This is a genomic window from Halorussus halobius (assembly GCF_004765805.1).
In the GTDB taxonomy this organism is placed as follows: domain Archaea; phylum Halobacteriota; class Halobacteria; order Halobacteriales; family Haladaptataceae; genus Halorussus; species Halorussus halobius.
Genome location: NZ_SBIU01000004.1, coordinates 420086 through 435741, shown reverse-complemented (window position 1 = coordinate 435741; position 15656 = coordinate 420086). Strand labels below are relative to the sequence as shown.

General features: G+C 69.0%; 14 protein-coding genes and 1 pseudogene. 8 read left to right on the top strand and 7 right to left on the bottom strand.

The features are described from left to right. The first annotated feature begins 226 nt into the window (after window positions 1–226). From thrC to EPL03_RS13935, 3 genes are all read left to right on the top strand, one after another. Window positions 227–1495 (top strand): threonine synthase, encoded by a 1269-nt coding sequence (gene thrC, locus EPL03_RS13945; RefSeq protein WP_135829942.1) that lies wholly within the window; start codon window positions 227–229, stop codon window positions 1493–1495. A gap of 69 nt (window positions 1496–1564) precedes the next feature. Further along, window positions 1565–1804 carry a hypothetical protein gene (locus EPL03_RS13940; RefSeq protein WP_135829941.1) on the top strand — a complete coding sequence of 80 codons (240 nt, stop codon included), beginning with the start codon at window positions 1565–1567 and terminating at the stop codon, window positions 1802–1804. Window positions 1805–2045: 241 nt separating this feature from the next. Further along, window positions 2046–3704, top strand: a complete 1659-nt coding sequence (locus tag EPL03_RS13935) for a histidine kinase N-terminal 7TM domain-containing protein (protein ID WP_135829940.1) — start codon at window positions 2046–2048, stop codon at window positions 3702–3704. A gap of 110 nt (window positions 3705–3814) precedes the next feature. On the opposite strand, the gene EPL03_RS13930 is transcribed toward EPL03_RS13935, so the two are convergent. After that, window positions 3815–4627 carry a hypothetical protein gene (locus EPL03_RS13930; protein WP_135829939.1) on the bottom strand — a complete coding sequence of 271 codons (813 nt, stop codon included), beginning with the start codon at window positions 4625–4627 and terminating at the stop codon, window positions 3815–3817. Window positions 4628–4807: 180 nt separating this feature from the next. Here EPL03_RS13930 and EPL03_RS13925 point away from each other — a divergent pair, with 180 nt between their 5' ends. Further along, window positions 4808–5680: a hypothetical protein gene (locus EPL03_RS13925; RefSeq protein ID WP_135829938.1), complete on the top strand. Its 873-nt coding sequence runs from the start codon at window positions 4808–4810 to the stop codon at window positions 5678–5680. Window positions 5681–5866: 186 nt separating this feature from the next. Here EPL03_RS13925 and serA read toward each other — a convergent pair whose 3' ends face one another. Further along, a complete protein-coding gene (gene serA / locus EPL03_RS13920; RefSeq protein ID WP_135829937.1) occupies window positions 5867–7453 on the bottom strand; it encodes a phosphoglycerate dehydrogenase in 1587 nt (528 codons plus the stop codon). A gap of 130 nt (window positions 7454–7583) precedes the next feature. Between serA and EPL03_RS13915 the strand changes: the two genes are divergently transcribed. Continuing rightward, the gene (locus EPL03_RS13915) at window positions 7584–8759 is read left to right on the top strand and encodes an alpha/beta fold hydrolase (RefSeq protein WP_135829936.1); all 1176 of its coding nucleotides are present in this window, start codon (window positions 7584–7586) and stop codon (window positions 8757–8759) included. Window positions 8760–8827: 68 nt separating this feature from the next. Here the strand turns inward: EPL03_RS13915 and trxA are convergent, their stop codons facing one another. The 5 genes from trxA to EPL03_RS13890 form a co-directional block, all read right to left on the bottom strand. After that, the gene (gene trxA / locus EPL03_RS13910; RefSeq protein ID WP_135829935.1) at window positions 8828–9187 is read right to left on the bottom strand and encodes a thioredoxin; all 360 of its coding nucleotides are present in this window, start codon (window positions 9185–9187) and stop codon (window positions 8828–8830) included. Window positions 9188–9589: 402 nt separating this feature from the next. Beyond that, window positions 9590–10762 carry an inorganic phosphate transporter gene (locus EPL03_RS13905; protein WP_135829934.1) on the bottom strand — a complete coding sequence of 391 codons (1173 nt, stop codon included), beginning with the start codon at window positions 10760–10762 and terminating at the stop codon, window positions 9590–9592. A gap of 14 nt (window positions 10763–10776) precedes the next feature. Further along, window positions 10777–11238 (bottom strand): YeeE/YedE family protein, encoded by a 462-nt coding sequence (locus EPL03_RS13900; RefSeq protein WP_135829933.1) that lies wholly within the window; start codon window positions 11236–11238, stop codon window positions 10777–10779. Window positions 11239–11359: 121 nt separating this feature from the next. Next, entirely contained in the window at window positions 11360–11917 is a 558-nt protein-coding gene (locus EPL03_RS13895) for a YeeE/YedE family protein (RefSeq protein ID WP_135829932.1), read from the bottom strand. A gap of 6 nt (window positions 11918–11923) precedes the next feature. Then, window positions 11924–13117, bottom strand: a complete 1194-nt coding sequence (locus tag EPL03_RS13890; RefSeq protein ID WP_135829931.1) for an MBL fold metallo-hydrolase — start codon at window positions 13115–13117, stop codon at window positions 11924–11926. 249 nt (window positions 13118–13366) lie between these two features. Here EPL03_RS13890 and EPL03_RS13885 point away from each other — a divergent pair. From EPL03_RS13885 to EPL03_RS13875, 3 genes and pseudogenes are all read left to right on the top strand, one after another. Next, window positions 13367–13612 (top strand): annotated as a pseudogene (locus EPL03_RS13885) (sulfurtransferase TusA family protein). Window positions 13613–13614: 2 nt separating this feature from the next. Continuing rightward, window positions 13615–14181, top strand: a complete 567-nt coding sequence (locus EPL03_RS13880; protein WP_135829930.1) for a DsrE/DsrF/DrsH-like family protein — start codon at window positions 13615–13617, stop codon at window positions 14179–14181. A 188-nt stretch (window positions 14182–14369) separates the two neighbouring features. Continuing rightward, the gene (locus EPL03_RS13875; protein ID WP_135829929.1) at window positions 14370–15578 is read left to right on the top strand and encodes an inorganic phosphate transporter; all 1209 of its coding nucleotides are present in this window, start codon (window positions 14370–14372) and stop codon (window positions 15576–15578) included. Window positions 15579–15656 lie beyond the last annotated feature (78 nt).

The following is a 15656-nucleotide window of genomic DNA, read 5'->3' as shown; positions in this document are numbered from 1 at the left end:
GAAGACCGCGCCGGGAACCGGCCCGCAGGCGACGTGACCGACGAGGGCTGGTCGGAACTCGCTTCCGACGGTGGCGAGCGTGCCGAGAGCGTTCGGGGATACGATTGTGATTCTGCTGTCCGAGGACGCCACCTCGGTTCCGACTACGCTTCTCGATATCACCGCTCGCAGGCAAGCCCCGCGCCGACCGGCCCCTTTTTGCCCGTCGGTCGCCTTCCACCTCTCAATGACGCTGACGCTCGCGGACGCCGGAGCCGAGTCGCCGCCCGAGGCCGACGACGGGACGTGGCTGGCCTGCATCGAGTGTGGAGCGACGTTCCCCCCGTTCGAGGCGGTGCGGTACACCTGCGACGACTGCGGGAGCCTGCTCGAGGTCCGGTACGCCGACCCGCCGACGCTCGAGGAGTTCGCGGCGTCGGACGACCGGGGCGTCTGGCGCTACGCCGACGCGCTCCCGGTCGAGTCGGGCGTGAGCATCGCGGAGGGCGACACGCCCCTCTACGAGGTGCCGACCATCGAGGCCGAGACCGGCGTCGCCGACCTCCGGGTCAAACACGAGGGAGCCAACCCCACGGGGAGCTTCAAGGACCGCGGGATGACGGTCGGCGTGAAGGTCGCCGAGAAACTGGGCGTCGGCCGACTCGCGTGCGCCTCGACGGGCAACACGAGCGCGGCGCTGGCGTGCTACGGCGCGCGCGCGGACACGCAGGTCCTCGTCCTCCTGCCGGCGGGCAAGGTGGCCGCCGGGAAGGTCGCGCAGGCCAGCCTCCACGGCGCGCGCATCCTGGAGGTCGACGGCAACTTCGACGCCTGCCTCGACGTCGTGTCGGAGCTCGCCGACCGCGGCGAGGCGTACCTGCTCAACTCCCTGAACCCGTTCCGACTTGAGGGCCAGAAGACCATCGGCCTCGAAATCCTCGAACAGTTCCGCGACGGGACCGGCGACCTGCCCGACCGCATCGTCCTGCCGGTCGGCAACGCGGGCAACACGGCCGCCCTCTACAAGGCGTTCCGCGAACTCGTCGCCGCCGGGTCGCTCGCGCCCGAGGACGTGCCCGCGCTGACCGGCGTGCAGGCCGAGGGCGCGGCTCCGATGGTCGAGGCGGTCGAGACCGGCGCGGACGAGGTTCGGCGCTGGGAGGAGGTCGAGACCCGCGCGACCGCCATCCGCATCGGAAATCCGGTCAACGCGCCCAAGGCGCTCCCGGGCATCCGGGAGACGGGCGGGACCGCCGTGGCCGTCTCGGACGCGGAGATAACCGACGCCCAGCGCGCGCTCGCCCGGGACGGCGTGGGCGTCGAACCCGCGAGCGCGGCGTCGGTCGCCGGGCTCCGGAAACTCCGCGAGTCGGGCGAGATCGCGGCCGACGAACAGGTGGTCTGCCTGACGACCGGGCACCTGCTGAAAGACCCCGACGCCGCAGCCGCGGCGGGTGCCGAACCGGAGCCGGTTCCGGCCGACACCGAGGGCGTGCTCGACCACCTCGGGGAGTAAGCGAACGCCGACGCGGCGCGACCCCGTGCGGGCAAACACTATTATCCCGGGACACCTTACCAGCCGAATATGAACAAGTGGCTCCGATACGGCGGCTGGGCGGTGCTCGGACTGGTCGTCCTGTGGACCGTCCTCGAGATAGTGTCCATCATCTTCGGCGTCGTGTCGTGGATAGTCAGCACCGTCGTCTCGCTGCTCGTGGCCGGCGTGGTGCTGTACCTCGCGTATCTGGCCGTCTCGAAGCTCGTCGGCGGGTCGGGCGGGTCGGGCGGCTCGCGGTCGCGCTCCCGCGAGAAGGTGTTCGAGTAAGGCAGCGGGGCCGTCCACGGATACGACGCCACTCCGCGGCCGGCTTCCCGCGCTGGAACCGCGACTCTCGGTACCGCACGCCCGACCGTCGGCTGCGCGCGCCTTCTCCGCGATGCTGCAGGAAAAATAACTCCCCGCAGAGAAGCACCAGAGACGAACGCATCGGAGTATATCTCGTGATAATTCCGGCCAATAGTTTATACGAGTCGAGTTTGATACACCGGTAATCGGGCCGAGCCCTATGCAGTTCACACCGTCTGCCGCCGCGTCGATACTCGCTACCGTCGTCTCGCTGGGAGTGGCCACCTTCGGGTGGTACCGACGGGACGCGCCGGGCGCGCTCCCGGTCGCGGCCTTCACCGGTGCGGCCGCGATATGGACCGGCGGGAACGCACTGCAAGCCGCGAGTGCGACGCTGTCGGCGAAACTGTTCTGGGTCGACGTCCAGTACGTCGGGCTGGTCGCGGTCCCCGTCGCGTGGTTCGCGTTCGCCTGCGAGTACACCGGTCGGGAGGAGTGGGCCGACCGCCGGACGCTCGCGGTCCTCGTCGTCCCCATGGTCGCCACGCTCGGGCTCGCGTGGACCAACGACTACCACCACCTGATTCGGACGTCGAGCGAGGTCGTCACGGTCGGCGGGAACGCGATGCTAGACCGGACGTTCGGCCCGGCGTTCTGGGTGGCGTGGGCCTACTCGAACCTCCTGACCGGAGTGGGGACCCTCGTGCTGGTGTACGGGATGCTGAGGTCCCGAAAGCTGTACTGGCGCCAGACCCTCGCCGTGCTGTCCGGCGTGACGGTGCCGTGGTTGGCGGCCACGCTGTTCTACAACGGCCTGTCGACGGTCGAACCCGAGACGTACTTCGCGGTGAGCGGACTCGCGTTCGCGTACGCGATAAACCGGTACGAACTGCTCGACGTCGCGCCGGTCGGCCGTCGGACCGTCGTCGAACAGATGGACGACCCGGTGTTGATTCTCGCCCCGGACGGCCGGGTCGTCGACGCCAACCCGGCGGCGGCCCGGCTGTTCGGCTGGGAGAGCGTCGACGGCGTGGTCGGACGCGCCGTGACCGACGCCTGCGCGTCGTTTCCGGCCGTCCTCGCGTGGTACTCGTCCGGCGAGTCCGCCGGCGAGGTCGCCGTGGAGGCCGCGGACGGCCGGCAGCGACACTTCGACATCTGGACGTCGTCGCTCGGCGACGACGCCGAGCGACCGCCGAGCCGAGTGCTGGTCTTCAGGGACGTGACCGCGCTCAAGCGCCAGAACGAGCGGCTCGAGCGCGTCGGCCACACCATCGCCCACGACCTCCGCAACCCGCTGAACGTCGCACAGGGCCGACTCGAACTGGCGCGGGCCGACGGTACCGACGCGGACGCCGATCTCGAACGCGTCGCCGACGCCCACCGACGCATGGCCGACATCATCGACGACGTGCTGGCGATGGCGCGCGACGAGGACGCCGGTCGCGCCGACCGCCGCTCGCTGCGGGCCGCCGCCGAGCGCGCGTGGGCCACCGTCGACACCGCCGACGCCACCCTCGCCTTCGACGGCGACCCCGGTTCGGTCGAGGCCGACGGCAGCCAACTGGCGAGCGCGTTCGAGAACCTGTTCCGCAACGCGGTCGAGCACGGGAGCGCCGACGCGACCGTGCGCGTCGGCGCGCTCGACGACGGCGGGTTCTACGTCGCCGACGACGGTCCCGGCATCCCGGAGCGCGACCGCGAGTCGGTGTTCGAACACGGCTTCACGACGCGGGACGACGGGAACGGCGTGGGACTGGCCGTGGTCGCCGACGTGGCCGGGCGCCACGGCTGGCGCGTCGCGGTGACCGACGGGGAGGACGGCGGCGCGCGGTTCGAGTTTCGAAACTCCGAACCCGTGGCCGCGTCGACGCGGTGAGTGCGGCCCCGTCGCCCGTTCGCACGCGGCGGCGCACCGACTCGGGGCCGACCCTCACTCGTCCGCCGGCGTCCGGGTGCGTCCGTCCGCGTTCCCGACGGCGGCCTCGGCTACGTGAGCTTTACGTAGAGCCAAACTGCGCCGACGACCACCGCGACGGTTCCGACGACGTCCAACACCACCGCGAGCGAACGCCGTTCCGGCCGGAGTCCGACGGCGGCGGTCACCTGTGCCTGTAGCGTCCACGCGGCCACGATGCCCGCGACGACCACGACGTTGTCGTCGAACGCCCCGGTCCCGAACTCCCGGACCGCGTACGTCGGGACCGCGACGAGTACCAGCGGCGTCACCACGACGCGAACCACTGGCTCGAACCGCCGCCACCGCGACGCGTCGCGGCCGCCGACCCTGCGGACGTCGACGCCGCTGCCGGTCAGCACGCGGTCGACCGCCGGCAAGTCCGCGCGCGGGACGAGGAAGTCCCACGGCTCGAAGACGTTCCGCTCCCGGTAGTCGAGACGCACGAGGGCGAACCCGCCCAACGGAACCACGAACACGCTCCGCAGGTCGTCCACGTCGACTGTCTTTGCCCGAGTCCACGCCGGCGTCCGACCGTGTTCGATTCTGATGGTCCGTCGGGTCGCGTCGACGGTTACCCGTGGCGACGCGTACCGATAGCTCGACCACCAGAAGCCCAGCAGGAACAACGCAGGCAGACCCACGGCCAGGCTCGCAAGCTCCGGCCCGACCACCACGGCACCGGCGAGAACGGACAGGGGCAGACAGACGAAGAGCAGAAACCAGACCAGCGGGCCGCCCGACAGGAATCCGAACGCTATCCGATAGAGCGTGCTGACTGCTCCCGTGAGTCGGGACTCGAGAACGAGTGGCCCGTTTTCACCCGCGCTCGCACCTTCGTCCATGTGGAGAGTAGGTACGGTTCGGACTTAATTCTGCGGGCACGAAGGAGGATAAATACTGGTTTGCTCCCGGTCGCGCGATCTACCCGGTCCTTGCTTCGATGCGGACGGCCATTCCACTAGGAGATAAAATTAAATAATATTTTTTAGAAAACTTATATCACGTTGGAATCACGTACCCTCATGGACTCAGACAAGAGTTCGAGCAGACGGAATATTCTCAAAGGTGTCGCTACCGGTTCGCTCGCTGCCGTCGGGCTCCCCGGACTGGCGAGTGCGGTCGAAGACGTCGACCCAGAAGACGTCGGGTCGCTGATGAAGTCCGAGCAGGTTCGGGCCATCGAGCGCGCGGACCCGAAACTGAAGCTCCAACTAAACGAGGCGAAGGCGCTGGGGAGTTCCGACTTCGCCGTCATGGTACCGACCAATCACGGGCGGCTGGTCGTGGTCGACCACGACGGCGGGCGGGAGGCGGTGTTGCAGTTCGACCAGCGCGTGTCCGCAGTCGACGCCGACTGGCCGGAGGGGACCACCGGCAAGCTGAAGGCGACCGGCGACGAGGCCGTCTTCCAGCGTACGGCGACCAGTGAGGAGTCTCGGCAGGCCCTCGAACAACTCGGCGAGACCGACCTCGTCGGGTCGGACGACGTCGTGGTGAGTCTCACGCCGGAGACCGGCGAGCACTACGTTACGCGAGTCGACGCCGACGCGAAGGAGATGGAGACCATCACCGCTCGCGACACCGGCAGTTCGGGGATGGACCTGAGCGTCGCCGAACGCGACGTCCGCTCGCACGGCGACGACGTGTCGACCGCCGGGTGTGACTGCGACGACGAGGCGGCCGACCTGATCTACTGCGTGTATCAGGCGGGTAGCTGTCTGAGCTGCTTCGTCGGGTCGCCGGTACCGCCGGTTCTGGCCGCCTGCATCGTGTTCGTGTGCGCGGGCGGGACGGGCGGCGTCCCGCTGACCTTCGTGGCGGATCTGGGCTGTACCGACGTCGACCCGTCGTGCGTCCAGAACTGCGCCGAGTCCGCCTGGGAAGGGCTAGTCTAAAAGCCAGCGGTCGGCTTCCACGCCCCTCGATTCCTCTTCGAGGGACACTGACCGTCCCGAGGGCGACAGCGTCCGCAACCGGACGAGCCGAACTAACGCACAGCGTTGCAACGTTGTGCCGGACGTTTCCTCGACAGTCCACGGCACTACCGACGCTCTAGAATCCGCAAACGGTTTCCGAGACCTCTACTCCGCGCCGTTCAACTCGATGTACCGAGCCTCGATAATCCTCTCGTCGCTCTCCAGCGCCTCCTTGGCCTCGTCGGGCACCTGCTCGTCGAGGGTGTACACCGTCAGCGCCTCGCGGCCGTGGGCCTCGCGGGCGTTGAACATCCCCGCGATGTTGACGTCGTGGTCGCCCAGCACGGTCCCGATGAAGCCGATGACGCCCGGCGCGTCCTCGTTGCGCGCGACCAGCATGTGGCCGTGCGGGATGGCGTCGACCCGGTAGTCGTCGACGCGGACGATGCGGGGCTCGTCGCCGGTGAACAGCGTGCCCTCGACGCTGACCGACTCGTCGTCGCCCGCCACGGTCACGCGGACCAGACTCTGGAAGTCGTCGGTCTGGCGGGTCTTGCTCTCGGTCACCTCGACGCCCCGGTCCTCGGCTATCTGGGGTGCGTTGACCGCGTTGACCTGCCATTCGAGCGGCTGGAACACGCCCTTCTGGGCGCTGGCGGTCACGAGTTCCACGTCCTCCTCGGCGATGTCGCCCTCGTAGGTCACCTCGATGGACTCGATGCGCTCGTCGAGCAGTTGGGTCGCTATCTTGCCGGCGGTCTCGGCGAGGCCGATGTACGGCTCGATGCGCGGGAACGCGCTCTCGTCGATGGAGGGGGCGTTGAGCGCGTTGACGACCGGCTCCTCGGCGAACGCCGCGACTATCTGGTCGGCCGTGCTGGTCGCGACGTTCTCCTGTGCGGCCTCGGTGCTCGCGCCGAGGTGGGGCGTGACCACCACGTCCTCGACGTCGAGCAGCGGGTTGTCCGGCGAGATGGGTTCGTCGGCGAACACGTCGACCGCCGCGCCCGCGAGGACGCCGTCCTCGACGGCTTCGGCCAGCGCGTCCTCGTCGACGACGCCGCCCCGGGCGCAGTTGACCACGTAGCCGCCCTCCAGTTGGGCGAGTTCCTCCTCGGAGATGAGCCCCTCCGTCTCGGGGGTCAGCGGCGTGTGGACCGTCAGGAAGTCCGCGCGGTCGAGGCAGTCGTCGAGGTCCACGAGTTCCGCGCCGAGCTGGGCCGCGCGGTCCTCGCTGATGTAGGGGTCGTAGGCCACCAGCTCCATCCCCAGCGAGTCGAGCTTCTTGGCGACCTCCTGGCCCACGCGGCCGAGTCCGACCACGCCGAGCGTCTTGGCGTTGACTTCCGTGCCGAGGTAGTCGCCCTTGGCCCACTCGCCGTCACGGAGTCGGGCGTGGGCTTGGGGAATCGAGCGCGCGGTCGCGAACGCCATGGCGACGGTGTGTTCGGCCGCCGCCCGGACGTTGCCCTGCGGCGCGTTGGCGACGATGACGCCGTGGTCGGTCGCGGCGTCGATGTCGATGTTGTCGACGCCGATGCCCGCCCGGCCGACGATGACCAGGTCCGGAGCGGCGTCGAACACTGCCTCGGTCACCTCGGTACCCGAGCGGACCACGAGCGCGTTGGCGTCCGAGACGGCGGCCAGCAGGGCGTCCCCCTCGACCTCGTAGGCGGTTTCGACCTCGTGACCGGCCGCTTCGAGTCGCTCCAGACCCGCGTCCGCGATGGGGTCCGTGACGAGAACCTTCATGGATAATCGGACTGGTGCTGACGGGATAACCCTTTCTTCGTCCGTGGCTTTTGCCGAGCCCGCGGCAACCGGGACGACGACCGGATGGAAACTGTCGTAAGCCCGCAGTCCTTCGGACACGATACGCACGATGAGTTCGCCAGCGATACGGTTCATCGAGACGGTCGCGGACGGCGAGTACGACGCCGCGGTCGACCAGTTCACGGCCCAGCTCGGGGCCACCTACTCGGCGTCGGAGCTCGCCGAGACTTGGACGACGCTTCAGGAGCGGTTCGGGCCGTTCGTCGGAATCAGCGATTCGGAGTCGTTCACGGTCCAGGGACACGACGCGACCGCCGTGACGCTCGAGTTCGCCGGCGGAACGCAACGGGTTCGCGTCGTCGTAGAGGGGGACGCTATCGCGGGCCTGCAGTACCTCGACGCCGGCGACGTCTCGTACGACCGCCCGGCCTACGTCGAGGATGACGTGACCGAAACGGACTGCGTCGTCGATGGCCGTGCTGGCGAGCTTCCGGGGACCCTCGCGCGCCGGGGAGTCGACTCGGCGGTCGGGGTCGTCCTCGTCCACGGGTCGGGCCCGATGGACCGCGACGGGACCGTGGACGGGAGCAAACCGCTCAAGGACCTCGCGCTGGGGCTGGCCTCGGCGGGCGTTCCGGTACTCAGATACGACAAACGAACCGCAGCCGAGTCCGTCCCGCCGGCCGAACACACCCTCGACCGCGTCGTCGTCGAGGACGCCGTCGCCGCCGTCGACCGGATGCGTGAAGAGGTCGACGCGGTGGTCGTCGTCGGACACAGCCTCGGCGGGATGGCGGCGCCGCTGATCGCCGCCCGGTCGGACTCCGTCTCCGGGCTCGGGCTGCTCGCGGCGAACGCCCGGCCGCTGTCGGAACTGTTGCTCGAACAGTCCGAACAGTTCCCGGCGACGGAGACGCGAGCCGAAATCCGTGCCGGCGTCGAGCGGATACGCGCCGGCGAGTTCGACCCCGACGAGGACGTGCTCGGATTCCCGGGCGCTTTCTGGCGCAGCCTGGCCGAGTACGACCCCATCGAGACGGCGTCGGACCTCTCGATACCGATGGCCGTGTTCCAGGGCGAATCGGATGCGCAGGTGTCTCCCGAGAAGGACTTCGGTCGATGGCGCGACGCGTTCGCCGACGATTCGAGCGTGACGTTCCAGTCGTACGCCGATCTCGACCACCTCTTTCGGCCGACTTCGGGCCCGGAAGCGGCGACGAAGCACGTGGCGAGCGAAGTAATCGTCTCGCTCACGGACCTGCTTCTGGAGGCGACGACCGAGTAGCCCGTCGGAGCTTCCGTCTCTCTTCCGGTACGGCGTTGCGAGTCGAAACCCACGCTTCGGGGCGGAAATCAGTCCGTGTAGGTTTCGATGAGCGCGCGAAGCTCCCCTTCGTCTTCGAGGCCCACGGTCTCTTCGACCTGCTCGCCGTCGGCGAACAGGACGAGCGTCGGGACGCCCCGGACGCCGTAGGCGGCCGCGAGCTGCTGGTTGGCGTCGACGTCGACCTTGGCGACGGTGGCGTCGGTGTCTTCGGCCAGCGTCTCGACGATGGGGTCGAGCAGCTGACAGGGGCCACACCAGTCGGCGTAGAAGTCCGTGAGGACGACGTCGTTGTCGGCGACGACGTCGCCGAGTTGGGCTTCGCCGTCGACGTGGAGCGGCTCGTCCGCGGGGGCGTTGTCAGCGTCGGCTGCAGTATCGGTTGCCATCGCCGGTTCCTACGCTCCAGTGCGAATTAAGAGTTTTGGGTGCTATATACAATACTACCCAATATAATTGGGTGCGGGGGCGGTCCACTGGACAGTCGCGAGCGAACGCACCGCCCGGGAACTGCGACGCCGGGAGACGGTGCGATTAGCTTCGACGCCGGGACCAGTCGTCGAGCAACCGCTCGACGTCGCCATTGACCGTCGACCGGACGCGGTTCTCCCCGCCCGACGAGCGCTCGGAACCACGCCCGGTCGGGTTTCCCGAGCCCGCGAAAACATCCGACCGGCCCCACGCCGGGTCCCGGCGGCGTCGTTCGGCCGTCGAGTCCGGCATCGGTACCACCGGCTCGCCGGGACCGCCAACGGGCTGCCGACCGAGTCACCGGTCGCTTCTGGCCGAGGCTACAGGAGGAGAACGCCCGCAGCGTACGCGAGCACGAACGAGAGCGCGAACGAACCGACCCACGCGCCCAGCGTCACGAGAATCTTCCGCGCGTCGACCGCGTCCCGGCCGCCGACCGCCGCACCGCTCCCGATGATCGCGCTGACGACGATCTCGTTGAACGACACGGGAACGCCCAGCAGGACGGCCAGTTGCGCGATCAGGAACGACGGCACGAGCGCCGAGATAGAGCGCCGCGGTCCGAGCGACGAGTAGTCCCGTGCGAGTGACTTTATCATCCGAGGTGCGCCCGTCCACGAGCCCGCGAGCATCCCCAGGCCACCGCCGACGAGCACCGCGAACATCGACACCGCCACCTCGTCGAGCAGCGGGAGCAACGGCCCGACCGCGAGTCCGACCTGGCTGCCGCCCGCGGAAAACGCGACGAGCGAGCCCAGCGCGAGCAGCACGCGCCGCAGTCCCCCGCGCTGGTCGCGGCAAACGTCCCACCGGACCACGGCGGCGACGGCCAGCGCTGTGCCAGCAGTCACGACGACCGCCGACGCACGGCTATCGATCGCGACCGCCTGCTGTCCGAGCTCGCTGACCGTCCCCGCGGTGTTGCCCCTGCCGAGGAAGCTGAACTCGACGTTCACGAGGACGGCAGCAACGACGCCGACGAGCGCCGGGACGGTGTACCGTTCGGGTACGTCGGGTCGCGGGAGAACGCTCGCGATGGCGAACGCGATTCCGCCACCGACGAGCGGCGTCAACGCCCAGACGGCAGCTATCTGGCGGTACTTCGACCAGACGGGGGTTCCACCCAGGGCGAGGCCGACGCCGACGACAGCGCCGGTCACCGTGAACGCGGTCGCGATGGGGTAGCCCGTCGTGATGCCGACCGCCATCAGTCCGGCACCCAGGAGTAACACCAGGATGACGCCGGCGACGGGGACGGTCGCGCCGCCGACCAGGCCACTTCCCACGGCTTCCGAGACGTTGCCCCCTTGCGTGACGGCACCGGCGAACCCGAACAGCCCGACCAGAAAGGCGGCCCGCATCGTCCCGATGGCGTTCGCGCCGACCGCGGGCGCGAACGGGGTCGCACCGCTCGACCCGGCACCGATGACCCACGACATGAACAGGCTGGCGAGCGCTGCCCCGACGAACAGGGCGACGAGCGCGGCGTCCATCGGCGGCGTGGCGGTCAGTCGGCCCCCGCCGGGTCGGTCTCGCGGGCTCGGCTGTGGCTGCGCCAGTAGCCCTGGAGGTACGCGCCGAGGAACATCCCGGCCAGCGCCCACAGGATGGTGACGTTGCCGACGCCGAGGCTGGCGTAGGCCGCGCCCGGACAGATGCCCGACAGCCCCCAGCCGACGCCGAAGATAGCGCCGCCGACGAGGACGTTCCGGTCGAACGGCTTCAACCGTCGCTCGTAGGGGTCGCCGGTGAGCGGTGCGGCGTCCCGAATCCGGGGGAGGACGGCGAACCCGATTCCCGAGACGATGGCGGCCCCGAACATGACGAACGGGAGCCCGAGGTCGTCGAGCTGGAGGAAGTGCAACACGACCTCCGGCCGCGCCATGTGGCTGAACCCGAGCCCGAACCCGAAGGTCAGGCCGCCGACGAAGAGCAGCGGCTTGAACAGGGCGTGGCGGTCGTCGCTCACGCGTCGTGCCCTCCGGTTGCTCCCGTTGGCGGGTTCCGCGACGCTCGCCGCTCGCGGCTCACGGCCGTTCGCCGCTCGCTTCCCGGGCTGGTCGGTCCGTTCGCACCTCGCAGTTCGGCCATCACGGGCTCACCCCCAGCGCGGTGACGACCTGAGCCGTCCCGACCGCCACCGTCAGGAACGTCGCGACGCCGACCAGCGACGTCTTCGACGCCGAGCCGACCCCACAGACGCCGTGTCCGGACGTACAGCCCCTGCCGACGCGCGTGCCGATGCCGACGAGGATGCCGCCGAGGAACAGCCGCCAGGCCTGGACGTCGGTCGTCCACAGCGTCAGGCCCGCGACCTCGTGCAACTGCCCGGTGGTCCCGGGTTCGTACAGCGAACTGGACACCAGCCCGGACTGGAACGTCGCCGCGAACGCTAGCCCGCCGAGGACGATGCCGGCCGTGAACACGAGCCGCCAGTCCCGCGAGGCGACGTACTGCTGGAACCGCGACTGGTCGGAGACGTACGACAGCGTCGATTCGAGGAACGTGCTCGCGCCGGCGGGGATGCCCGTCCCGGCGTATATCAGGAGGGTGCCGAGCCCGACGAGTAACCCGCCGACGGCGTACCGGCCGATGCCGTTCGGGAACGGCCCCGTGGCCGACTGGAGAGCGACTGGGTCGATCACCATCGGCGTCTAGTCACCCGCCAGCGACTCCTGACTCGCTGCGCAGTTGTTCGGCCCGAGTTCGAGCGTGAACGCTTCCTCGTCGTCGACCGCGTGCTGCCCGAGGTTCGTCGCGATGATGTCCTCGTAGTTGGCCGGCCGGGGCGGCATGTCCGAGAGGAGCAACTCGACGAACGCGTCCTCGTCCATCGTGAGCGCGTCCATCTCGTCGACGAGGTCGCCGAGCGGCGCGGTGTAGGTGCCGTCGGCGGCCGGCTCGGCGGCGTCGCCGAAGTGCGCGCCGCCGACCAGCGTGTCGTCGGACAGCGACAGTACCCGCTCTTGCAGGGACTCGTAGAGCGTGCGGGCCGCGTCGGGCGCGTCCTCGTCGCCCGCTTCGAGGTCTGGGCGGGCGATGCTCTCGACGAAGAGGCCGTCGCCGGTCGCGAGCAGGCTGCCGTCGACGAGATAGGAGGTCATCCCGGTCGTGTGACCTGGCGTGTAGACCGCTTCGATAGTCGCGTCGCCGACCTCGAAGGTGTCACCGTCCTCGACCGTGGTCAGCTCGTCGGCGTACGTGACGCCGCGGTCGACGGCCGCCTCGGGGATGACGCCCTCGACACCCTCGTCGTCGAGCGCACGCACGCCCGAGACGTGGTCGGCGTGGACGTGGGTGTCCAGCGCGTACTGGAGGTCGACGCCGAGGTCGGCGGCATCCTCCAGGTAGCGGTCGGTGAACGCCCGAAGCGGGTCGACGATCGCGGCTTGGCCGTCGTCGTAGAGGAGGTAGCCGAGACAGCCCGAGGAGGGACGCTGGTACTGGACGAGCGTCCCGGCACCGTCGTAGCCGGTGACCTCGACGGCCTCGTAGACGCTCGCCCAGCCGTTCATTCCGCCCTCGAGGTGGTCGACGTCGTACCCACGCTCCGCGAGCGTGCCCGCGACGTACTCGCTTGCGCCGCCTTTCGCGCACAGGACCGTGATTTTGCGGTCCTCGGGGATGCGGTCGAGGACGTCCTCGTCGATCTTGTCGTCGAGGAACTCGACGTACGGGACGTTGATCGACGTGACGTTCTCGCCGTCGATGTGCCACTCCTCGTACTCGGAGTGCATGCGCGCGTCGAGGAGCGTGACCGACTGTCGGGCGTCGATGCGGTCTTTCAGCGATTCCGGCTCGACCGGTTCCACGGCGACCTCCGGGGTGGGGAACTCGTCAGCGTTCATGTCGTGTGGTCGCTTCTACCGGCCGAACACACAAAAGCATTTCCATAGTATTTCTATAGATGTACAATACTATCTCCGCGATATTGGAGGGGGACGAAAATATATCCGGAAGTTGCCCCCCCATTAACGCGCTTATAGAGATGCACGTCAAAGCAGTAGTTCGCAGAAAACACAAGAACCAACAATCTTTTAGTCGGGTAGCGAGTATTGTGCGATAGCTCCAATACTGGCCACCGGAGCGGACAACCAATGAGCGCCGAATTCGACATCGCGGAGACGCTCGACGTCAAAGGCGCATCGTGTCCCATGCCAGTCGTGAAAACCAAGTCGGCCATCGACGAACTCGCCGCCGACGAGGTCCTCGAAGTGGTGGCGACCGATTCCGGAAGCATGAGCGACATCGACGGCTAGGCGTCCGGGACCGAGGGCGTCGAGCTCCTCGACCAGGAGGAAGGCGACGACGCGTACAAACACTACGTGCGCAAGACGGAGTGACGATGAGCCCGGAGACACCCGACGCGGCGTCAGACCCGCCCTCCCGCGCGGAGTTGGCGACGCGCGTCGACGAACTCGAGGACGCGCTCGCCGACGCCACCGGCGACGACGCCGGGACGATGAGCATCGTCGCGACGAAGGGCACGCTGGACATGGCGTACCCGCCGCTCATCCTCGCCAGCACCGCCGCCGCGTTCGGCTACGACGTCACCGTCTTCCACACGTTCTGGGGGCTGGACATCCTCCACGAGGAGCGCTCGAAGGCGCTCAAGCTGAGTTCGGTCGGCAACCCCAACGTGCCCGTCCCGAACGTCGTCGGGGCGCTGCCCGGCATGGACCGCGTGACGACGAAGCTGATGGAGAAGCGAATCGCGAACAACGACACCGCGACCATCGAGGAACTCGTCGAGACCAGCCTCGACATGGGCGTGGCGTTCCAGGCCTGCCAGATGACCATCGGCCTGCTGGACTACGACGAAGACGACTTCTACGACGGCGTCACCACCGGCGTAGGTGCCGCGACCGCCTTGCAGGACATGGCCGACGCCGACATCCAGCTGCTGGTCTGACGACGGGGCGTTCTCGACGCAACCGGCCCCAGACGCCACCGACATCCGGGACGTGGACCCCGGGACGAACGTGACGTCGCGGTCGTTCCGGCGTTCCTCGATTCGTTCCCGGTAGGGCACTTTCGGTCCCGTGGCGAGGGCTCTCAGCGACCGACGCTATTTACTCGCCGTCGTCCGAACCAGCGAGCGTGCTCAGCCCACTCCTCGCTGTCGGCCTCGCGGTCGCGGTGTTCGTCGGGTTCAACATCGGCGGCTCCTCTACCGGCGTCGCGTTCGGCCCGGCGGTCGGCAGCAACGTCGTCTCGAAGCTCGGTGCGGCCGGGCTGATGGCCGGGTTCGCGCTGCTGGGCGGGTGGACGGTCGGCCGGAACGTGGTCGAGACGATGGGCGGGGACATCGTGCCCGCCGACCTGTTCACCCTCGGGGCGAGCGTCGGCGTCCTCTTTTTCGTCGGACTCGCCCTGCTCGTCTCGAACCTGTTCGGCGTGCCGGCCTCGACCTCGATGACCGCCGTGGGAGCCATCGCGGGACTGGGCGTCGCGGCCGGGGACATCGACTGGGGCGTGATGGGCCAGATAGTCTCGTGGTGGCTGGTCGCGCCCATCGTCGCCTTCTGGGTGTGTGCGGTCGTCGGGCGCTACCTCTACCCGTATCTCGACGTGTGGTTCCGCATCGACCAGTCGGAGGGGCCGCTGGTCGAGTACGAGCGCGTCGGGCCGATTCCGTACCCCGTCCCGGCACCGAACACCGGCCGGCGCGAACTCGTCGGGAGCGTCCTCGTCGTGGTCATCGCGTGCTACATGGCGTTCTCGGCGGGCGCGAGCAACGTCGCCAACGCGGTCGCGCCCCTGGTGGGCAGCGGGGCCGTCTCGCTCGACCACGGCATCCTGCTCGCGGCCGGGGCCATCGGTCTGGGCGCGTTCACCATCGCCCGGCGCACCCTCGACACCGTGGGAAGCGGGCTGACCGAACTCCCGCTGCTCGCCGCGCTGGTCGTCGAAGTCGTGTCGGCGTCGCTCATCACGCTCCTGTCGTACCTCGGCATCCCCGCCAGCCTCGCGGTGAGCGCCACGATGTGCATCGTCGGCCTCGGTTGGGGCCGGGCGACGCGAGCGGTCCGGGTGCGGGACGCGGCGGCCGCCGCGGTTCGCGGCGACGAGGGCGGCGACACGGCGGGCGAGTCCGGCGGGAACTCGGCGATGTCGGTGGACGCGCTCACGGCCGAACCCGACGACGAGGTACAGCGAATCGGCGAGGAAGACCCCGCGGACCTCGACACGGCCGACCTGTTCGACCCGGCGGCGACCGGCCGCGTCGTCACCCTCTGGATTCTGACGCCCACCATCTCGGCGGTGGCGTCGTTCGCGCTGTTCACGCTCGTTCCCATCTACGGCTGAGAGACCGCGGGCGGCGCGGCCGACCCGACCCGCTCGCGGGTCGCCTCGGGACGTCTCGGCGCGAAACAACAACTACTA